The organism is Adhaeribacter aerolatus, from assembly GCF_007991635.1.
GTDB classification, from domain to species: Bacteria; Bacteroidota; Bacteroidia; order Cytophagales; family Hymenobacteraceae; genus Adhaeribacter; species Adhaeribacter aerolatus.
Genome location: NZ_BJYS01000035.1, coordinates 1 through 20,623, shown reverse-complemented (window position 1 = coordinate 20,623; position 20,623 = coordinate 1). Strand labels below are relative to the sequence as shown.

Below are 20,623 nucleotides of genomic sequence, written 5' to 3'. Positions count from 1 at the left end.
ATCCTGTACTATCCTGCGATCGGTTATATTTTTCTTAAAAAAGATCGCTTTTTACAACTGTTAACGGTAATTTTTTTAATGGTAGCTAACCTGGCAGCTAAATTTTAATGTTTAAGAGGCGAGGTAATTACCATAACCCACCACCATCGTCGATAAAATAACCGTAGCAATGCCCAGTATAATCACGCGCATGGTCTTGGGGCTGGCGCCTTTCCATTCGTTAAAATAAATACCCCAGATATTACTTACGATAATAATGAACGCCATGTGTAGCGTCCAGCTCGAAAATCCTAAACCATTAGCCGAAAAAAGACTCTCGCCCATGCCATAAAAGAAAAACTGCAGGTACCAGGTAGTACCCGCTATAGCCGAGAACATATAATTACGCGCCAGCGGGGTAGCTTTGTTTACATAATCGCCGCCGGTTTTATTTTTAAAGTTTAAATAAATACACCAGATAAAGTTGGTGGTTAACCCGCCCAACAATATTACTACTAATACCGGATTGTTTTGCCACAACGGGTCGATGCCTTTGGCTACAGTGGCTTCGGCAATAGGCTTGCCGGTTTCGTACCCAAACGACATAAAAGCACTTAGCACGCCGGAGAAAATAGCCACCAGCAAGCCTTTCGGGAAATTAAATTCTTTAATATTCTCGGTTTTTTGTTCGGGCGAAAGTTCTTTTTCTTTCATGGTGCCGGCTTTACCGCAAATGGCAATGCCTACCAGTGTAAGCATAACACCCCCAAACGTAACCAGGCCGGAGGTGGTGCTTAATAATTCGGAGATGGTTTTGGCATTGCCGGATCGCCCGAAAAATTCATAAAATATTGGCGGGATGAGGGTTCCGAAAGCCGCGCAGAAGCCCAGTACAATGGCCATACCCAGCGACAAGCCCAGGTAGCGCATGGTTAGTCCAAACGTTAAACCGCCAATACCCCACAACAAACCCATGAGATACGTATAAAACAAAGTGGTGGTGTCGGTATTAAATAAAGTTTCCAGGTAGCCCGGTGCCGTAAGAGCCGCTCCTAAAGGTGGCACAATCAGCCAGGAAAAAATGCCACCTACCAGCCAATAACTTTCCCATGCCCATTTTTTTACTTTATTATAAGGTATATAGAAACTACCGGAAGCGAAGCCCCCAATAAAATGATAAAATAAGCCAAAAAGTACTTGCATGTTGGTGGTTAATTGTTGATTGATTTAAGATTTATGTCTGAATAGTGTTAAAAACAGCATCCAAACCACAAGGCAAATAAATGTATATAGTGTTAAAGAAACATTTATGGCCTAATGTAAATAGGATTTATATTTAGCGTATCCTGTGGTATCCTTTTCTCTTACTATTTCTTTTGTATAAATATCCTGTTAAAAAATAAGCGCTGGTTAGGCGGGTAAAGATGAGTAATGTTTAAATATTTTGCTAAGAAAATATTTAAAGGAACAAGTTGGTACCGGGTAAAAAAAATGAAATAAAGGGAAATTAGCAAAAAGCCATTGCCGCGGCAGGATAGTGCAGGATAGCTGGTTTGGCTTAATATTGCCTGAATTTTTACTTCTGCTTAATTATGAAAACTAGCCTTAAAACCGATTTATTCAAACCAATCAGCAAAACTTGTTTGATTAAGGCACCTCTTCGGAACTAATGTGTTCACGTGATTTTACTTTATAAAAGTACAAGTTTATCCCCAATTCATTTTGTTCTAGTCTGTTCCGGCATTCAATCGACAATTTGCCGAATTCAAAGAACGTTTTCCGGTATTCAGCCACAATGATTTGTTCATGGCTTCGGATAGCTGCTATATTTACAGCAATAAAACAAAATAAACCTAAACAGAAAGGAGTTTAATGATAGACTGAAAAAACTTAGTTAAAACAACCTGAATATAACCTGACTCACCTGGCGCTTAAGCCGCCGGATTTAACCCTGGAAGATCAATTTGCTTCTGCGGGCGCGAACTTAAAATCTATTAATCTCCTTTTTTGAATGGCTGATTTTTAACTATTCAATTATAAAACGAACTGTATAACTAATAAAAAAACGAACCAAAACTATGAAAAAAGTTACTTTACTCCTGGTGTGCCTCTTCTGTTCCTTTGCCTTGTTCTCTGCTCAAGCCCAAGATGGTGGACGGGGCATAAATGTTAATGCCGGTATCGGCCTTGGCGTTTACAATGCCGGCGGTTTGCCAATTGGCGCTTCGGTAGAAGTGGGCATTAAAGATAATATTGCCGTGGGCGGCTTTGTAGATTATGCCCGTTACGCCCGTAATTGGGGCGGTTACCGCTGGAGCTACAACTTCCTGTATTTTGGTGCCCGCGGCTCTTACCATTTAGGCGATTTGCTGAAAGAGCTGGGAATGGCCGATGAAAAATTTGATCCGTATGCCGGTTTATCTTTGGGCATCAGAACCGCCTCTTACAAAGATAATGTTGGTATCGAAAATTATGATAGCCCTTATTCTTCAGCCAGCGTATTTTTAGGCGGCCATGTAGGTACCCGCTATTATTTTAACGAAAAAGTGGGAGCCTTTGGTGAAGTAGGTTATGGTGTATCGGCCCTGCGGTTAGGCGTTACCGTGAAACTATAAAGGTTTAAGATATAGTGCGGCTAAGTAAGAGTGGAACTTCTGATTTACGTTGCGCTTCAAGCGCCACAATTAGAATCTTTAACCTTACATTCCTTACCTCTTAAGATAAAATTAAACCTAAATTTAACCAGACCGAAAATTTCTTCTATTCATAAAAGTGTGAAAACCGGCAAAAGCCTTTCTACCCGTAAGTAGTCAGGCTTTTTCCTTTTATTAACCTGCCAAGGTGCAACTCAGCCAGTATTTAATCGGCAGATAAATTTATCCGGCAGTTAATTAGCTTTTGCGGCTTAAATAATTTTATTAGAGCCAGCCTGTTTCAAACCAGATTACTTTATCAAGAAAACAATATAAGAGAGCTAGCGCCTGGAAGCAGTATTTGTTTCTACTTGTCCCGGGTAAACGGAACAAATATTACCGGCATCAGATTTTTGGAAACAGCTTTGCCATTTTTCTTTTCTATCACTTTCAGCGTTTGCGTCCTGTTGGGCAAGCCCACCGGGATAACCATTTTGCCACCTTCTTTCAGTTGTTCCAGCAGCGGAGGCGGCACCGATTCGGCACCGGCCGTTACAATAATGGCATCAAAAGGAGCATAATCCGGCCAGCCCAGATAGCCGTCGCCTACCTTTACCTGCACATTGCGATAACCCAAGTTTTTTAATCGTTTGGCCGCGAGCTCCCCATGTTCCGGAACAATCTCGATGGTGTAAACCTGCCGGACAATTTCGGCCAGAACCGCCGCCTGATAACCTGAACCCGTACCTATTTCCAAAACTTTCATTTGCGGATTGGGTCTGAGTACCTCCGTCATGTATGCCACCATATAAGGCTGCGAAATGGTTTGGCCGTGACCGATAGGCAAGGGGGAGTCGGTATAGGCTTCGTCGGCCTGGGATAGCGGCACAAACAAATGCCGTTTAACGGTACGCATGGCCTTTAGCACCAATTTATCTTTAACTCCCCGGGCTTTAATCTGTTGCTCCACCATTGCTTCTCTTTTATTTAAGTAAGCATCTTCCTGGGCAGGCGAATTTATAAGCATAAAAAGAAGCAGAAGAGAAACAGGGAGTAACATACATTTACTAGAATTTTCTTACCAGTCAACTACATAACTGTGAACACTATACGTTCTTAAATAAACTGACGGGGGATCAGTTTTTATACTTTTACTTATAGAATAAGTTCTTCTGGTTCAGACAAAAAAATTAAAGGACAAGCAGATTATATTATGATAGGATAATTCTAATCCAGCCGATATTAAATTTATACCCAAATATTAAATCGTTAGTAATCAATATACTAGATAATATTGTCTGTTTAATATGTTATAGTTTATTGTAACTTGCTAATATTAATTGTTAACAGAAATTTTTTGTAACCTTAATTTATTTAAAACGTAAGGCTTGTCTCGTATTTTCTCCCGGTTTTATATTTGCTTTCCTAACCGATAAAACTGGCAGATGAATCAGAAAGACTATTTGGTTAAGGCCACGAACAACAAAGATTATAATATCCGTCTTTGCGAAATTCTGGCTACGGGCAGTGAGACAGAAGCCTGCGATAAAATTTATATAATTTACAAAACTCCCGAAGGCGAATATCTTAAACGGGTAAAACATTTTCACCCGATGTCCGGTGCGCCGGATGTTACCTACGAAATAATTTCCAGCAAAGAATTTGCACATTACCAACAGCAAAAGCTTATCTGATACTTCATTTCTCTCTCCGTTGCTTCTCTATGTATTTAATTAACGGTGCTTAATATTAGCAGCTAAGGTATATTCCTGCCGATTTATAAAACCGTTTTCCTTTCGGCGTTAATAATACGTACTCACCTTAGTACAGCTAAAGATTTATAGGTTAAAATACGTAAATTGTATTTTATCTGTATGTTGGCAAAACAGGCTGCCCAGCCTTACGTAAAATTACTCCTTTTATGTTTCTGATTATAAAGCTGTTTTCTGCTTTGTTTAAGCAGGAAAAGTTAGTTGGAGGCTATTTATTTTTTGAAATTTTTTATTTGCATTGAGGCGGTGAAGGAGGAAAAAGTGATGAAGAAAGCATTGCATTTAAAAATATATATTTTGCTATTTTATGTTCTGGTTGGCTGTAGTGGCGATAAAGAAGAGAATGCTCAGCCAACTGGAACAGCAAATGGGCTGAATATTCCGGAAAATAGTATCTCTAAGCTGGAAACCGAAGCCGATCTGGATCCGTTGCTAAACCAAATAGGTAATGCGCGTTACGTTTTGCTGGGGGAGGCTTCGCACGGTACCTCTGAATTTTACACCTGGCGGGCCGCTATTTCTAAGCGCCTCATTCAGGAAAAAGGCTTTACAATTATTGCGGTAGAAGGCGACTGGCCGGCAGCTTACCAGCTTAATCAATATATTAGAGGAAATAGTGCCGCCGGTTCGGCAGCCGAAGCCTTGCGAAAATTCAACCGGTGGCCTACCTGGATGTGGGCTAACCAGGAAATAGCTAATTTAGCTACCTGGCTCCGGACCCACAATCAAAATATATCAGCAGCCCAGCAGGTCGGTTTCTACGGGCTAGATGTATATAGCATGTGGGAATCGGTTGATGCAATTATGAATGAATTTACGGAAGCAGATGAAGCTACCCGACAGGCTGCTCGAAGTGCGCAAGCTTGCCTGGCTGGTCACGCCGAAGAACAGGTTTACGCCCAGGCAACCCTTCGCGGAGATGGCTGCCGCACCGCCCTTGAGCAATTACTAGCCGCAGTTCAGAACCGGGCAGCACAACTGCCCGCCGGGCACGAGGGGGCTTTTAATGCAGTGCAAAATGCTATGGCCGCCCTGAGCGGTGAAAATTATTACCGAAACATGGTTTTTAGCGATACGGAATCCTGGAATGTGCGGGATAAGCACATGGCCAGTACCATTAACCGACTAATAGAGCACCAGGGAGCTAATGCCAAAATAATTGTGTGGGAACATAATACGCACGTGGGAGATGCCCGTTTTACCGATATGGCCCCTAGTGGTATGGTTAATGTAGGGCAATTAGTACGTGAGCAACACGCCAATCTGGGCGTTCACATTGTAGGTTTTGGTACCTATACCGGCTCTGTCATTGCCGCTAACAACTGGGGTGGCGCCATAACTTCTATGTCGGTTCCAAAATCCCAAGCCGGTTCCTGGGAAGCAATCCTCCACGAAATTGCGCCACCGAACAAAATTATTAACCTAAAAGCCTGGCGGAATATTCCTGAGTTAACCCAAAACCGCGGTCACCGTGCCATAGGCGTACAGTATAGTCCGGCTAATGAAGCGGGCAATTATGTGCCAACCAACCTGCCGGAACGATACGATTCCTTTATTTTCATCGACCAAACGAAAGCATTGCAGCCGTTAAATGTGCCGGCTACCCGGCAAAAAGCCCCGGACCTAAACCCGGGTATGCAGCGGTCTAATAACTTCTAGAACAAAGATGCTACTTCTGGGTACAGAGAAGTAGCATCTTTGTTTATTAATACTATATTAAATTAAGTTACAAGGGTAGGAAGTAGATTTTCCGGGAGCAATTAGATAAGAAAAATGATCTTGCTTAAAGCTGAAACGTGATAATAACCGACAGTTTAGCTTTTGTTAAATATACGTATTTATAGGTTATAAATACTTACTTATTCTTTATTTTGCTTTTTTAAAGTTTTTGGATTATATTTTTATTTTTAATGTAAATAATTTATAATCAAGGAAATATTATGTAACAAATTAAAGAAGTATAAAGTTATATATCTTAGTATTGTAATATCGAAGCTTCTTCTTCTATAACCCCTTAACTTGTTTTACGTTTAGGGGGATAATTCAGGAATATAGCTATATGGCTATCGGAATTGCTTATTGAGAACGCCTAAATTACATACCATCGCGGGCCGAAAAGCCTTTATTGCCGGAGAATATTCCGGTGGCGGGTTAATAGTTAATAAAAAAGGTAACAACTCCCGGCTTTTTACCGGATTAGCATCGGTGGTTCCCAATGCTGGTGCAGCGTCTAGCAATTCTTCTTTCCCCTGCAGCATTAAGGCGGCTAAAAACAAAATTTGCTTCTGGCCCAAAAGAGTCAGACAACAGCCTGTGATACTGCGTTTAGTAAAAAGTATCCGCTTTCCATAAATCTTAACTAGCCGTTATGATCGAAGCGGTACCATTTGTGAGTTGGCTGGCGAATAACGTAAACTTTTATTTAAATAATTGTTTCCAACCACAAAACCATTAAAATCAGATTATATCGACATAAAACCATGAAGAAGAAAGTGTTAATTACCGGCGGAGCAGGGTTTATCGGATCCCACTTAGCTGATGAATTACTTAATTTTGGTTATGAAGTTCGGGCCCTGGACAACCTCTCGGAGCAAGTGCATGGCAAAAATTGCGAACGTCCGGATTACCTGAACCCCGAAGTAGAGTTAATGGTGGGCGATGTGCGGGATAAAAAAATGGTAGAGCGGGCGTTGGCAGGCGTAGAGGCGGTATTTCATCTGGCCGCTATGGTAGGCGTAGGCCAAAGCATGTACGAAATTAAAGAGTACACCGATGTCAATAATACTGGTACGGCGGTTCTGCTCGAAGCATTGGCTAAAAACCCGGTTCAGAAACTGGTGGTGGCCTCCAGCATGAGCATTTACGGGGAAGGTTTGTACCAGAATGCCGCGGGCAAACCGGTTATTGCCTCGGAGCGGCCTCTGGAACAGTTAAAAACCGGCCAGTGGGAAGTGCGCGATGAAAACGGCAAAGAGTTGCAGCCAGTACCAACCTCCGAATCCAAAACACCGTGCCTTTCATCGGTTTACGCCTTATCTAAATACGACCAGGAACGGATGAGTTTAATAGTGGGCCGGGCCTATAATATTCCGACGGTAGCTATGCGGTTCTTTAACGTGTACGGCACCCGCCAGGCTTTATCTAACCCTTATACTGGGGTGCTGGCCATATTTGCTTCCCGGTTCCTGAACGATAACCCGCCTATGATTTTTGAAGATGGCAACCAGCAACGCGACTTTGTGCATGTACGGGATGTGGCATTGGCTTGTCGGCTGGCGCTGGAAACCTCCGAAGCGGATGGTCAGGTATTTAATGTAGGCAGTGGCAATAATTACACCATTACCGAAATAGCCGAAAGGCTGGCCCAGGTAATTAACAAAGGGCACCTGAAGCCGCAGATTACCGGCAAGTACCGGGTAGGCGATATCCGGCATTGTTATGCCGATATTTCTTTGGCTCAGAAAATACTTGGTTTTTATCCGCAGGTAGATTTTAACAGTGGTTTATCCGAAATGGCAGAATGGCTGGAAGGCCAGATTGCTTACGACCGGGTAAATGAGGCCAGTGCCGAATTAGCGGCCCGGGGCCTGACGGTTTAATGCGTCATTACTGTTAATCATTTATAAAGATACTACCATGTCAGAGACACTAAACCATAAAAACACACAAATAGACCGGCAACCTACCATCGGGTTAGTTCAGAATTTTCGGCTAGGCGATTATGCCGGCGTAGAGAAGGTACTGGCCGATTTAAAAATATTAAGCGTGAAGGACCTTCGAACCCAGATATCCTGGGCCGAATACGAAACAGTTAATGGTAAAGATTGGTACAATTGGTTAATTCCACGGCTGGCAAAAGAAATTAACTTATTACCTTGTTTCCTGGGTACACCAGCCGAACTGGGAGTAGCCCCACGTACCAGCTCACCGTTGATTAACCCAAATGCTTTTGCCGATTTTCTGAGCAATATTATTACGGATTTAGGTGCATATTTTGATTGGGTTGAGCTGTGGAACGAGCCAAACCAAAAAGCCACCTACGATTACACCCTCGATAAATCTTTTTCGGCTTTTACCGAAATGATAAGCGTTGCGGCGGCCTTGGCCAAACAGTGCGGTAAGAAAATTCTGTTGGGAGGCATGCGTCCGGTAGACCCTAATTGGTTACAGTTGCTATTCCAGAAAGGAGCTCTGATAAATATTGATGCTGTTGGCATACATGGCTTTCCGGAAGTGTACGATCAGCAGTGGGAAGGCTGGGCGGAAAATATAGATAAAGTACGGGAAGTGTTGCAGGCCAATAACAGTAATGCTGAAATCTGGATTACCGAAGCCGGTTTTTCTACGTGGCAGCACGATGAATACAAACAACTAGAGGAATTCCGGCGGGTGCTTGAGGCCGATGTAGCAAAGGTTTACTGGTCTAATGTACAGGATGGCAGCCCGGAATTTCTTGGGGAAAATAATTATACAGATGAGCGGAAATATTGCTTTGGTTTAAAAGGCGCGGACGGCAGCCCCAAATTATTGTACCGGTTATGGGCCGAGCACGGTTTGCCTGGGATAGGTAAATTTACCTGCATCCGGCGTAAAACTTATTTTAATTCCGACGAAAAATATTCATTAATTACCGGCGGGGCTGGTTTTGTGGGCACTAACCTGGCCAAGCGTCTGCTCGAAGAAGGAAAAAGAGTTTTAATCCTGGATAATTTGTCCCGGGCAGGTGTAGAGCAGAACCTGCAATGGCTGGAGGATAATTACGGCGACCGGCTGGAGGTGTGTGTAGCAGATATCAGGAATTTGCAGGTGGTGAAAATGCTCATGAAAAATGCGAATGAAGTATTTCACTTTGCGGCCCAGGTAGCCGTTACAACCTCGCTGGATTTTCCGATAAACGATTTTGAAATTAATGCCCGCGGCATTGTAAACGTACTCGAAGCCATCCGAGCCCAGGATAATCCGCCTCCCTTAGTATTTACCTCTACAAACAAAGTTTACGGCGGTCTGGAAGATTTGCAGTTTATCTCCAACGGCAGCCGCTATAACCCTTCGGATAAAAATATTCTGAAGAATGGCATTTCGGAAGCACGTCCGCTTGATTTTCATAGCCCTTACGGCTGTTCCAAAGGCGCCGCCGACCAGTACGTAATTGATTATGCCCGTACCTATGGCATCCAGGCGGTGGTATTCCGGATGAGTTGTATTTACGGGCCACACCAATATGGTACCGAAGACCAGGGCTGGGTAGCCCATTTTGCCATTCGGGCCATCGAACATAAACCCATTAGTATTTACGGCGACGGTAAACAAGTGCGCGATGTGTTGTTTGTAGAAGATTTGGTAGATGCTTTCCTGCTGGCGCAAAAACACATGCCTAAAATATCAGGCCAAGCCTTTAATATCGGCGGCGGACCGGAAAATACCACCAGTTTATTAGAATTACTCGCCACCATTGGAGAGTTCCAGGGGCATAAAATTCCGCTGAATTTTGATAACTGGCGGCCCGGCGACCAGCATTATTATGTATCGGATATCCGGAAATTCCGCAAAGCCACCGGCTGGTATCCGAAGCACTCAGTGCAGGAAGGCGTTTCTAAACTCTACCGCTGGCTTTGCGCCGCCCGCGGCCTGGATTTACCCGCCGATTTTTCCATAGTAGAAGAAAACATTAACACCAAAGTAGCTTTAGCCTGATGAACCCGGATTTAGTAGCCGAAACAACCGAAACCAAAAGAACAAAAGTAAATACCATGCGGGCAGCGGTAATTACCGCCCCCGGAACCGTAGAAATACAAGAAGTACCTTTACCCGAACCAGGCCCTACGCAAGTCCGGATAAAAATGGAAGGCTGCGGCTTATGCGCCTCCAACATACCGGTATGGCAAGGTCGGGAATGGTTTAGTTATCCAATTCCGGCCGGCAATCCCGGTCACGAAGGCTGGGGCGTAGTGGATGCGGTAGGAACTGAGGTAAAAACAGTAAAAGTTGGCGACCGGGTAGCAGCGCTTTCTTACAACGCTTACGCCGAGTACGATTTAGCCGAAGCGGATGCGGTGGTACAGATACCCGAGGTTTTAGCCGGCGTTCCTTTTCCTGGTGAGCCTTTGGGTTGTGCCATTAATATTTTCAAACGTTCCGATATTCAGGCCGGGCACACCGTAGCCATCCTGGGCATCGGGTTTTTAGGCGCTTTGCTGGTGCAGTTGGCCAAAGAAGCGGGAGCCCGCGTTATTGCCCTTTCCCAGCGGGATTATTCCTTAAATATTGCCAACGAGGCCGGTACCGATAAATTAGTAAAACTGGACGACCATTACCAAATCATCGAGAAAGTGAAAAACCTGACCGGCGGCAATTTCTGCGAGCGGGTAATTGAGTGCACCGGAAAAGAATGGCCTTTAAACCTGGCCGGCGAGTTAACGGCCGAACGGGGTAAACTGATCATTGCCGGCTTCCACCAGGATGGCATGCGTTCGGTTAACGTGCAGCTTTGGAACTGGCGGGGCCTGGATGTAATTAACGCCCACGAGCGCGACCCTAAAATTTATTTAAGCGGCATTTCCGAAGCAGTAAAAGCCGTTATAACTGGTCGCCTGACTCCGCAACCCTTGTATACCCACGAATTTCCGTTGGAAAATATGGCCGAAGCTTTCCAATTGCTGAATAGCCGCCCGGATGGGTTTATGAAAGCGCTGGTTAAATTTTAGAATCATTTAAAGAGGTTTCCGCCAGCATTTAAAATTAGCTGTTTGCTACGCGCATCCGGCTTGTTTATTAAAGTTCAGAAATAATAAATGCCAGGTGAAACTGTAAACCAGAATATTAACTAATGCCCGAAGAACTATTACTCCAAAATAATATTAATACCGAATCAGAGAATAAAAAGCCCCGCTTGGGGTTTTTGGGTGTAGGCTGGATTGGCCGCAACCGGATGGAAGTGATGGCAAATCACCAGGCCGCTGAAATTACCTACATTGCTGATACAGTACCGCAGAATACTGAGGCTGCCCTGCTAGCAGCGCCTCAAGCCCAATCCGTAGCCACCTTAACCGACATGCTTACCGACGATACCGATGGTGTGGTGATTGCTACGCCCAGCGCATTTCACGCGGAGCAAAGCATTCAGGCGCTGCAAGCCAATAAAGCTGTATTTTGCCAGAAGCCGCTGGGCCGGAATTTAGAAGAAACCAGACAGGTGGTGGAAGCCGCCCGCGCAGCAGATAAGTTACTAGGCGTTGATTTATCTTATCGCTACACCCAAGCCATGCAAGCGATATACCAGGTGGTGCAATCCGGGGAGTTGGGGAATATTTATGCCGTCGAGCTTACCTTCCATAATGCTTATGGGCCCGACAAACCCTGGTTTTACGATCCTAAATTATCGGGCGGTGGCTGTGTGATAGATTTGGGAGTTCACCTCGTAGATTTAGCCTTGTGGACTTTAAACTTCCCCGAAGTTGAAAAAGTAACCAGTAGCTTGTTCTCTAAAGGCCAACGCCTGGCTAATTCCCAGGATATGGTAGAAGATTACGCCAATGCTAGTATTGGCTTAGCCAATGGCGCCCACGTTTCTTTAAGTTGTTCCTGGAATTTACCAGCCGGGCAGGAAGCCATTATTAGCGCGGTATTTTACGGTACCCAAGGCGGAGTCGCCTTTAAAAACATCAACGGCTCTTTTTACGATTTTGTGGCCGAACGATTTTATGGCACCCGCACCGAAACGCTTACTGCGCCACCCGACGATTGGTCTGGCCGGGCCGGCGTTGCTTGGGCCAACCGGGTTGCAGCCGGCGAAAAATTTAGCCCGGAAGCGGAAGAATTTGTAAAAGTGGCCGCCGTACTAGATAAAATTTATGGAAAATAAAAAAAGAATGCCTTCCCGGATACTCATGACCGCCGATACAATGGGCGGTGTCTGGACTTACACATTAGAATTAATTAAAGCGCTGGAACCCTTTGGCATGCAGGTGGCGCTGGCTACCATGGGACATAACCTAAGCTTTCGGCAGCGGGAACAAGTAGCCGCTTTGCCCCAGGTAACCCTTTACGAAAGCAACTACAAACTGGAATGGATGGATAACCCCTGGGAAGATTTAAAAGCAGCCGGAGACTGGTTGTTGCAAATAAACCAGGAATTTCAACCCGATATTATTCACCTGAATAATTTCTGCCATGGTAACCTGAATTGGGGCAAACCGGTGGTGATGGTGGTGCATTCGTGCGTAAGTTCATGGTGGCAGGCGGTAAAAGGGAAAACCGCGCCGGCTGATTGGGCTAAATACCAGAAAGTAGTGGCCGAGGGCTTGCAAGCGGCCGACCTGGTAATAGCGCCAACCGCCGCCATGCTGCAGGAAGCCCGGGAATTGTACGGGCCATTTCAGCAAAGCCAGGTAATTTATAATGGGCAGGATACGGCTAAGTTTAAATACGCGCACAAAGAGCCTTTTGTGTTTAGCATGGGCCGGGTATGGGACGAGGCTAAAAATATTTCCTTACTAGCCCAAGCCGGCGCTAATTTAGACTGGCCGGTGTATATTGCCGGCGATGCCCGCCACCCCGTAACTGGCCACATTCTGGAGTTGCCCAACGTCCACTTTTTAGGGGTTCTCTCCGAATCCGAAATAATAGACTGGTTAAGCCGGGCAGCCATATTTTGTTTGCCGGTTAAATACGAACCATTTGGTTTAGCCATTCTGGAGGCTGCTTTATCGGGTTGTGCCTTGGTGGTGGGCGATATACCTACCCAGCGGGAAATCTGGGGAACTGCGGCTACTTACGTGAATACTGATAATGCCGGTGATTTAACCACGGCTATTTCTAAATTAATTCAGGATGAATTTATCCGGAACATAATGAGTTTCCGGGCCATGCAACAAGGTTTGGGTTACAGCACGAAACAAACGGCTTACGATTATCGGCGGGCTTACCACCTGTTACAAACCGCAACCATCCACCAACAATCATCAGAAGAAATATTTAGCTGAAAAAACTATGAAAATAGTAATGTTTTACCATTCCCTGCTGTCGGACTGGAACCACGGGAACGCGCATTTTTTGCGGGGCATTGTGCAGGAATTAAAGCAGCGCGGCCACGAAGTGCAGATGTTTGAACCGGAGCAGGGCTGGAGTTTGCAAAACCTTGTTAAGGATTACGGAGAAGAAAAAATCCAGGAACTACAGGAATATTATCCAGGCCTGGAAACTAACTTTTATAACCTGGAAAGCCTGAACCTGGATGCAGTTTTAGCAGGTGCCGATTTGGTGCTGGTGCACGAATGGAACGACCACGATTTGGTTAAAAGAATAGGGCAGCACCATATAAATAAGGATTATAAATTAATTTTCCACGATACCCACCACCGCGCCGTAACCGAAAAAGCCAGCATGGCGCAGTACGATTTGCAGCATTACGATGGCGTGTTGGCCTTTGGCGAGGTAATCCGGCAAATATATTTGAAAGAAAACTGGACCCGAAAAGCCTGGACCTGGCACGAAGCCGCTGATGATTCGGTGTTTTACCCGCACGAAAAAGGTGAGCTGGAAGGTGATTTGGTTTGGGTGGGCAACTGGGGCGACGAAGAGCGGACCGCTGAACTCCACGAATTTTTGATAAACCCGGTAAAGGAACTAGGCCTGAAAGCGAAAATATACGGCGTGCGCTACCCGCAACACGCGCTAAAATCGCTGGCCGAGGCGGGTATTGAATACGGCGGCTGGCTGCCCAATTACAAGGCCCCCGAAGTTTTCGCCAAATACAAAGTTACGGTGCACGTGCCGCGCCGGCCTTACGTCGAAGCTTTACCCGGTATTCCTACGATTCGCCCGTTCGAAGCCCTTAGCTGCGGCATTCCGCTGATATCCTCCCCCTGGGAAGATGCCGAAAACTTATTTACCCCCGGCAAGGATTTTCTGGTTGCCCAAAACGGCGAAGAAATGAAAAAACACCTCCGTGCTATAATAAACGAACCCGAAATAGCCGAAGAACTAGTGCAGCATGGCTTACAGACCATCCGGCAGCGCCACACGTGCCGCCACCGGGTAAACGAGTTGGAGCAGGTTTGTTCTGAATTGGGTATAGTTAACTCCAAAATCTACTTAAACGCAGAAATTACGGATGAAAAATAAAAAACTGAAAATTGCTTTTTTCGGCTCCAGCCTGGTTTCGGCATATTGGAATGGGGCAGCTACTTATTACCGCGGTATGGTGCGGGCGTTACATGCACGGGGGCACCAGGTCACTTTTTACGAACCGGATGCTTATCAGCGGCAGGAACATCGCGACATACCCGATCCCGATTGGGCCAAAGTAGTGGTTTACCCGGCCACCGAAGAAGCCGTTTATAAAGTGCTGGAAAAGGCTACCGATGCCGACTTAGTGGTAAAAGCCAGCGGGGTAGGGGTATTTGATGAACTCTTGGAAGCCGAGGTGCTGAAGTTGCAAACGCCCGAGCGGATGGTGGTATTCTGGGATGTGGATGCCCCGGCCACTTTAGACAGGGTACAGCATAATCCGCAGGATCCTTTCCGGCCGCTTATTCCGCAGTACGATTTAATATTAACTTACGGCGGCGGCGACCCTGTAGTACAGGCTTACGAAGCGTTGGGTGCGCGACAATGTGTGCCGATTTATAACGCCCTCGATACCGCTACCCATTTTCCGTTAGAACCCAATCCGCGTTTTACCTGCGATCTGGCTTTTTTGGGCAACCGCTTGCCCGACCGCGAAGCCCGCGTAGAACAATTTTTTCTGAATGTTGCCGCTCAATTGCCGGGAAACAAATTTATAATTGGTGGCAGTGGCTGGGGAGATAAACCCATGAGTAGTAATATTAATTACATTGGCCACGTGTATACCCAGGATCACAATGCCTTTAACTGTACGCCCAAAGCCGTTTTAAATATTAGCCGCGAAAGCATGGCCCGTTATGGTTTTTCGCCGGCCACCCGGGTATTTGAAGCGGCCGGCGCCGCCGCCTGTATTATAACCGACTACTGGGAAGGTATCGACTTTTTCTTTCAGCCGGATACCGAAATATTAGTGGCCCGCGATGGGGAGGAAGTAGCGCAAATTATGGCCGAACTTACCGATGAAAAAGCCAAAGCCATTGGCCAAGCGGCTTACAGAAAAGTGCTGGCTGCGCATACCTACGACCACCGCGCGGACCAACTGGAAAAGCTGTTATACACTAAAATCGCCAAACGTCCGGAGGAACTGGTATGACCCAAAGTAATCCTTTAAATATTGTTATCCTGGGCTTATCCATTACTTCTTCCTGGGGAAATGGGCACGCTACTACCTTCCGGGGATTGGTGCGGGAACTGGCTGCCCGCGGGCACCAGGTATTATTTCTGGAACGCGATGTACCCTGGTACGCTTCTAACCGGGACCTGGTTAACTCGGAATATTGCACCACGGAACTATACCAATCACTCGAAGATTTAAAAGCGCGGTTTACCGAACAAGTACGCGATGCCGATTTGGTGATTGTGGGTTCTTACGTGCCGGAAGGCGTAACGGTAGGGCAGTGGGTTAATCAAACGGCCCAAGGCATTAAAGCTTTTTACGATATCGATACACCCGTTACGCTGGCCAAACTCCGGCGCGAAGATTACGAGTACCTGCATCCCAGCTTAATTCCGCAGTACGACTTGTATTTATCTTTTACCGGTGGCCCCACGTTGGAAGTTTTAGAAAAAGAATTTGGTTCGCCGATGGCCCGGCCGCTTTATTGCTCTTTCGATCCGGAATTGTATTACCCGGAAGAACAGGAAATTCAATGGGATTTAGGTTACCTGGGTACTTACAGCGATGATCGGCAGCCACCCTTAGAAAAGCTGATGCTGGATGCCGCCCGACAGTGGCCCAAAGGGAAATTTGTAGTGGCTGGTCCGCAGTATCCGGCTTCGGTGCAATGGCCGGCCAACACGCAATATATTCATCATTTGCCGCCCGCCGAGCATCGGCAGTTTTATAACCAGCAGCGGTTTACCCAAAATATTACCCGGCAGGATATGATTCTGGCCGGCTATTCGCCGAGTGTACGTTTATTTGAAGCTGCCGCCTGTGGCACACCAATTATCAGCGATTATTGGGATGGCCTGAATACTTTATTTACCTTCGGTTCCGAAATATTAATCTCCCGGAGTGCGCAGGAAACTTTAAGTTATTTACAGGATATTTTCGAAACCGAACGCCAAACCATAGGCGAAAAAGCCCGGCAAAAAGTTTTAGCGCACCATACCGCTGCCCACCGGGCATTGGAAGTAGAAAACTACGTACGGGAACTGCAAGGAGCGCTTAGTATAAAAAACTAAATATTACCCAAAAGGGGCAGAAGTAAAACCTGTTTTGCAAAGTGCAGGTATAACTTCTGCCTTTTATTTATAAATCCAAAAAAATATTCATGAAAGACACAACCCGGCAGGAAATTGAACAATTAGGTCCCTGGTTTCATAATATTCATTTACCCGATGGCACCCAAACCGCACCCAACCATGCTTTCGGTGATTTTCCGGCCTTTAAATGGCAGGATATCGCCCCGTATATTCCAACTGATTTAACGGGGTGGCGGGTGCTGGATGTAGGATGTAATGCCGGCTATTATACCATTGAACTGGCGAAAAGAGGTGCCCAGGTGTTAGGCATCGACGTGGATCCGCATTACCTCCGGCAAGCCGAATGGGTGGCCAGGCAGTTTGGTTTTGAAAACCGGATAGATTTCCGGCAGATGCAGGTTTACGATGTGGCCCAACTGGACCAGGAGTTTGATTTAATCTGGTACATGGGCGTGCTGTATCATTTGCGTTATCCGCTGCTTTCGCTCGATATTCTAACCCAAAAATTAAAGAAACTAATGGTGTTTCAGACCCTGACCATGCCGGGCGAGGAGAAGCTGGAGATACCCAAAGATTTGGATATTAACGACCGCGAAAAAATGTTGGAACCGGGCTGGCCCGTTATGGCTTTTATTCAGCACCGGTTAGCCGGCGATGTGACCAATTGGTGGGCACCCAACCACGCCTGTATTGTAGGAATGCTCGAATCCTGCGGCCTTAAAATTACCGGGCAGCCCGCTCACGAAATTTACCTCTGTGTGCCGGACCCAACTAGCCAAAACCCGGTTCATACCTGGAACAAATCCGAATATTTATCGGCTACCGGGCAAAACTGGTCGCAGGAAGTGGAAGCTAAAGTCGAAAACAAGAACCGCACATTAACCCGCTGATTCATTATTTGAATTTTTTAGGCAGCTATTTAATCCGGGTAAGATTAAATAGCTGCCTTGTATTGCTTGATTAAAGATTAAGAATATTTAGTTTTTCAGTTTTATGTTATTGAAGGATTTGGAACCCGGCTACGCAGTAGTTAAGGAGGAGTTGGAAAAAAAGCAGGCCGGTTTACCCTGGATTCAGGTATCGCCCGATAGTCCTTATTTTATTACCGAAGAAGGAACCCCCTGGACGCCCATTGGACAGAATGATGCGATTACCTGGCCTGAATTTGCGGGTTTGTTCCGGCGTAAAAATATGGCCGCTGTAGAAGAACACCTGGTTTACCTGGCCGCGCACGGCGTAACTTGTTTGCGGTTTATGCTGGAATATTGTCAGACCGAAAACCGGTACATAGAACGGCCGGTTGGTAAGTTTCAGCCTAATATGGTAAAGCTTTGGGACGATTTATTCGCCTTGTGCGAAAAACATGGCTTACGTATTTTACTAACGCCCTACGATACTTTCTGGATGTGGATTCGGTGGAAACACCACCCATACAATAAAGCGCAGGGTGGGCCCTGTAAAAGTCGCTCGAAATGGGTGCTTTGCCCGGATACGTTAGCTGCTATAAAAGGCCGGTTAACGTTTGCGGCCAAGCGCTGGGGCGGGAGCGGCGCTTTATTTGCCTGGGATATCTGGAACGAAATTCACCCGGCCCATGCGGGAAACTCCACCGATGGCTTCTATAATTTTATTAATGAGCTAAGCACGCATTTACGGGAAACCGAAACCCGCTTGTACGGTAAAACGCACCTGCAAACCGTTTCTTTATTTGGTCCCGTGCTGCAGGAGCATCCGGATGTAGCCGACGTAATTTTCCGTCACCCGCAACTCGATTTTGCCACGACCCATTTTTACGATGCCAAAACCATCAACCACCCCAAGGATACCATTGCCCCGGCTATTTGTACCGGCGCTTTAATCCGCGAGGCCATCGACCATATTCAGAAGCCGAAACCATTTTTCGACAGCGAACACGGACCGATTCATGCTTTTAAAGATTTGCACCGCACCTTGCCCGCACCATTTGACGATGAATATTTCCGGCATATTCAATGGGCGCATCTGGCTTCCGGGGGAGCTGGCGGCGGCATGCGCTGGCCTAACCGGCACCCGCATACGCTCACCCCTGGTATGCGCGTGGCGCAGCAACACCTGGCCGGTTTTATGCGCTACATTAATTGGGTAAATTTCCGCCGGAACAATTTAAACCACGAAATACAGGTTTCCTCACCTGCACTGGCCGTTTTTGGGTGCGGCGATACACGCCAGGCCATTGTATGGCTGCTTCGGAAAGAAAAACTTAAAATCGGGATGGTGGCCAAGCCAAGCAACCCGGAGAAGGTAGAGATTAAAATACCCGGACTGGAAGCAGGAAATTATATGGTTTATTTCTGGAATACCAGCCAGGGAATAGAAACCAGGCGGCAATTAGTAGAAAATAATAATGCTGATTACTTAACGCTACTAGAAGTTGAAATAGAAGCCGATATAGCTTTGGCGGTGGTTAAAATTTGATGAGTATTAATGCGGAATTGAAAGTAGCTAAAACGAACTGATAGCAGTTAATCTGCTATCAGTTCGTTTTGGGCTTTTATTACCTGCTGAAAATTAAAATCCTGCATTACCTGGTTCATTAATACAATAATATTATCATTATTCAGGTTGCCAATGCTGCCTTCATGTGTGTGGTTAACCGCATCCGGGGCCACAAATGTACCGTTGGCAATAGCGCCGCCTACATTCTTGTATGCTTCCCGGAAAGGTACGCCTTGCAGCACTTCATTATTTACCGCCTCTACGCTAAACAGGTAACTGTACTTTTTATCTTGCAGAATGTTTTCTTTTACAATAATATTTTTGAGCATGTACGTCATCATGCGGAGGCAGCTTTGTAATTCCCGGAAGGCCGGTAAAAAGCTCTCTTTTACCACCTGCAGATCGCGGTGATAGCCCGAAGGAAGGTTGGTCGTAATAAGGGCGATCTCGTTGGGTAAAGCTTGTAGCTTGTTGCACTTACCCCGGATAATTTCGAATACGTCCGGATTTTTTTTGTGCGGCATTATGCTGGAGCCGGTGGTTAGTTCTTCGGGCAGGGAAATAAAGCCAAAGTTCTGGTTCATGTACAGGCAGGCGTCCATGGCCAACTTCGCTAAGGTGCCGGCCACCGAGGCTAAAGCGCTGCTCACGTTCCGTTCCGTTTTGCCGCGGCCCATCTGGGCGTAAACCACATTGTAGTTCAAGGCATCAAAACCAAGTAAATCAGTGGTCATTTGGCGGTTAAGCGGGAAAGAAGAACCATAGCCGGCCGCCGAACCCAATGGATTTTTATTGCTGATTTTATAAGCTGCCTGTAGCAAAATCAGGTCATCTACCAAACTTTCGGCATAAGCACCGAACCACAAACCAAAAGAAGAAGGCATGGCAATTTGCAGGTGCGTATAACCGGGCAGTAGCTTATTTTTATGTTCCTCGCTCAGGGATATTAACTGATAAAACAGTTCCCGGATATCTGCCACCGTTTCCTGAAGCTGGCTTCGGATAAACAGTTTCAGATCCAGCAGCACCTGATCGTTGCGCGAACGGCCGCTGTGAATCTTTTTGCCGGCTTCGCCAATGCGGCGGGTGAGCAACAACTCCACCTGCGAATGCACATCTTCCACACCATCTTCAATCGTAAACTTACCTTCCTGAATCTCCCGGAATATGTTCTTTAATTCCCGCTGTACCAATGCTAAGTCTTCGGCGGGCATCAGGTTAATGGAATGCAACATGCGGGTATGCGCCAGAGAACCCAGCACATCAAAAGGCGCCAGAAATAAATCCAGTTCGCGGTCTTTGCCTACGGTAAATTCTTCTACTTCCTGTTTTACTGCCGTTGCTTTTTGCCAGAGTTTCATGTTGTGAGGTTGAACGTATTACGTGGTATGTTTTACGTTGTAAGTAATCGGTTTAAAAATAGTTATATTA

General features: G+C 46.0%; 16 protein-coding genes. 13 read left to right on the top strand and 3 right to left on the bottom strand.

Features of this window, described 5'->3' with window-relative positions; translation table 11 throughout:
* Positions 1-111: 111 nt before the first annotated feature.
* Positions 112-1,182, bottom strand: a complete 1,071-nt coding sequence (gene rhaT, locus AAE02nite_RS20290; RefSeq protein ID WP_146902242.1) for an L-rhamnose/proton symporter RhaT — start codon at positions 1,180-1,182, stop codon at positions 112-114.
* 875 nt (positions 1,183-2,057) lie between these two features.
* On the opposite strand from rhaT, the gene AAE02nite_RS20285 reads away from it, so the two are divergent.
* On the top strand, positions 2,058-2,594 hold the full coding sequence (locus AAE02nite_RS20285) for a hypothetical protein (RefSeq protein ID WP_146902239.1): 537 nt from the start codon (positions 2,058-2,060) through the stop codon (positions 2,592-2,594).
* Positions 2,595-2,979: 385 nt separating this feature from the next.
* Here AAE02nite_RS20285 and AAE02nite_RS20280 read toward each other — a convergent pair whose 3' ends face one another.
* The gene (locus tag AAE02nite_RS20280; protein ID WP_246151201.1) at positions 2,980-3,639 is read right to left on the bottom strand and encodes a protein-L-isoaspartate(D-aspartate) O-methyltransferase; all 660 of its coding nucleotides are present in this window, start codon (positions 3,637-3,639) and stop codon (positions 2,980-2,982) included.
* Positions 3,640-4,057: 418 nt separating this feature from the next.
* Between AAE02nite_RS20280 and AAE02nite_RS20275 the strand changes: the two genes are divergently transcribed.
* The 12 genes from AAE02nite_RS20275 to AAE02nite_RS20220 all read left to right on the top strand — a co-directional run bounded on the left by AAE02nite_RS20275 (position 4,058) and on the right by AAE02nite_RS20220 (position 19,171).
* The gene (locus AAE02nite_RS20275) at positions 4,058-4,306 is read left to right on the top strand and encodes a hypothetical protein (protein WP_146902233.1); all 249 of its coding nucleotides are present in this window, start codon (positions 4,058-4,060) and stop codon (positions 4,304-4,306) included.
* A 342-nt stretch (positions 4,307-4,648) separates the two neighbouring features.
* Positions 4,649-6,043: an erythromycin esterase family protein gene (locus AAE02nite_RS20270; RefSeq protein WP_146902230.1), complete on the top strand. Its 1,395-nt coding sequence runs from the start codon at positions 4,649-4,651 to the stop codon at positions 6,041-6,043.
* Between the two features lie 821 nt (positions 6,044-6,864).
* Positions 6,865-7,983, top strand: a complete 1,119-nt coding sequence (locus tag AAE02nite_RS20265; protein ID WP_146902227.1) for an NAD-dependent epimerase/dehydratase family protein — start codon at positions 6,865-6,867, stop codon at positions 7,981-7,983.
* Positions 7,984-8,020: 37 nt separating this feature from the next.
* Positions 8,021-10,078 carry an NAD-dependent epimerase/dehydratase family protein gene (locus AAE02nite_RS20260; protein WP_146902224.1) on the top strand — a complete coding sequence of 686 codons (2,058 nt, stop codon included), beginning with the start codon at positions 8,021-8,023 and terminating at the stop codon, positions 10,076-10,078.
* Positions 10,078-11,088 (top strand): MDR/zinc-dependent alcohol dehydrogenase-like family protein, encoded by a 1,011-nt coding sequence (locus AAE02nite_RS20255; protein WP_218033530.1) that lies wholly within the window; start codon positions 10,078-10,080, stop codon positions 11,086-11,088. The genes AAE02nite_RS20260 and AAE02nite_RS20255 overlap by 1 nt, the downstream gene beginning before the upstream one ends.
* Before the next feature lie 122 nt (positions 11,089-11,210).
* Positions 11,211-12,245, top strand: a complete 1,035-nt coding sequence (locus AAE02nite_RS20250; protein WP_146902221.1) for a Gfo/Idh/MocA family protein — start codon at positions 11,211-11,213, stop codon at positions 12,243-12,245.
* The gene (locus tag AAE02nite_RS20245) at positions 12,235-13,365 is read left to right on the top strand and encodes a glycosyltransferase family 4 protein (protein WP_246151200.1); all 1,131 of its coding nucleotides are present in this window, start codon (positions 12,235-12,237) and stop codon (positions 13,363-13,365) included. The genes AAE02nite_RS20250 and AAE02nite_RS20245 overlap by 11 nt, the downstream gene beginning before the upstream one ends.
* Before the next feature lie 7 nt (positions 13,366-13,372).
* The gene (locus tag AAE02nite_RS20240) at positions 13,373-14,506 is read left to right on the top strand and encodes a CgeB family protein (protein WP_146902218.1); all 1,134 of its coding nucleotides are present in this window, start codon (positions 13,373-13,375) and stop codon (positions 14,504-14,506) included.
* Positions 14,496-15,602 (top strand): CgeB family protein, encoded by a 1,107-nt coding sequence (locus AAE02nite_RS20235; RefSeq protein WP_146902215.1) that lies wholly within the window; start codon positions 14,496-14,498, stop codon positions 15,600-15,602. Before AAE02nite_RS20240 ends, AAE02nite_RS20235 begins: the two co-directional genes overlap by 11 nt.
* The gene (locus tag AAE02nite_RS20230; protein WP_146902211.1) at positions 15,599-16,696 is read left to right on the top strand and encodes a CgeB family protein; all 1,098 of its coding nucleotides are present in this window, start codon (positions 15,599-15,601) and stop codon (positions 16,694-16,696) included. The genes AAE02nite_RS20235 and AAE02nite_RS20230 overlap by 4 nt, the downstream gene beginning before the upstream one ends.
* Positions 16,697-16,785: 89 nt before the next feature.
* Positions 16,786-17,607, top strand: coding sequence for a TIGR04290 family methyltransferase (locus AAE02nite_RS20225; protein ID WP_146902208.1), 822 nt, complete (start codon positions 16,786-16,788; stop codon positions 17,605-17,607).
* Between the two features lie 103 nt (positions 17,608-17,710).
* Positions 17,711-19,171: a glycoside hydrolase 5 family protein gene (locus AAE02nite_RS20220; protein ID WP_246151199.1), complete on the top strand. Its 1,461-nt coding sequence runs from the start codon at positions 17,711-17,713 to the stop codon at positions 19,169-19,171.
* Between the two features lie 47 nt (positions 19,172-19,218).
* Here the strand turns inward: AAE02nite_RS20220 and argH are convergent, their stop codons facing one another.
* Complete coding sequence (gene argH, locus AAE02nite_RS20215) at positions 19,219-20,553, bottom strand: argininosuccinate lyase (RefSeq protein WP_146902205.1); 1,335 nt, start codon at positions 20,551-20,553, stop codon at positions 19,219-19,221.
* Positions 20,554-20,623 lie beyond the last annotated feature (70 nt).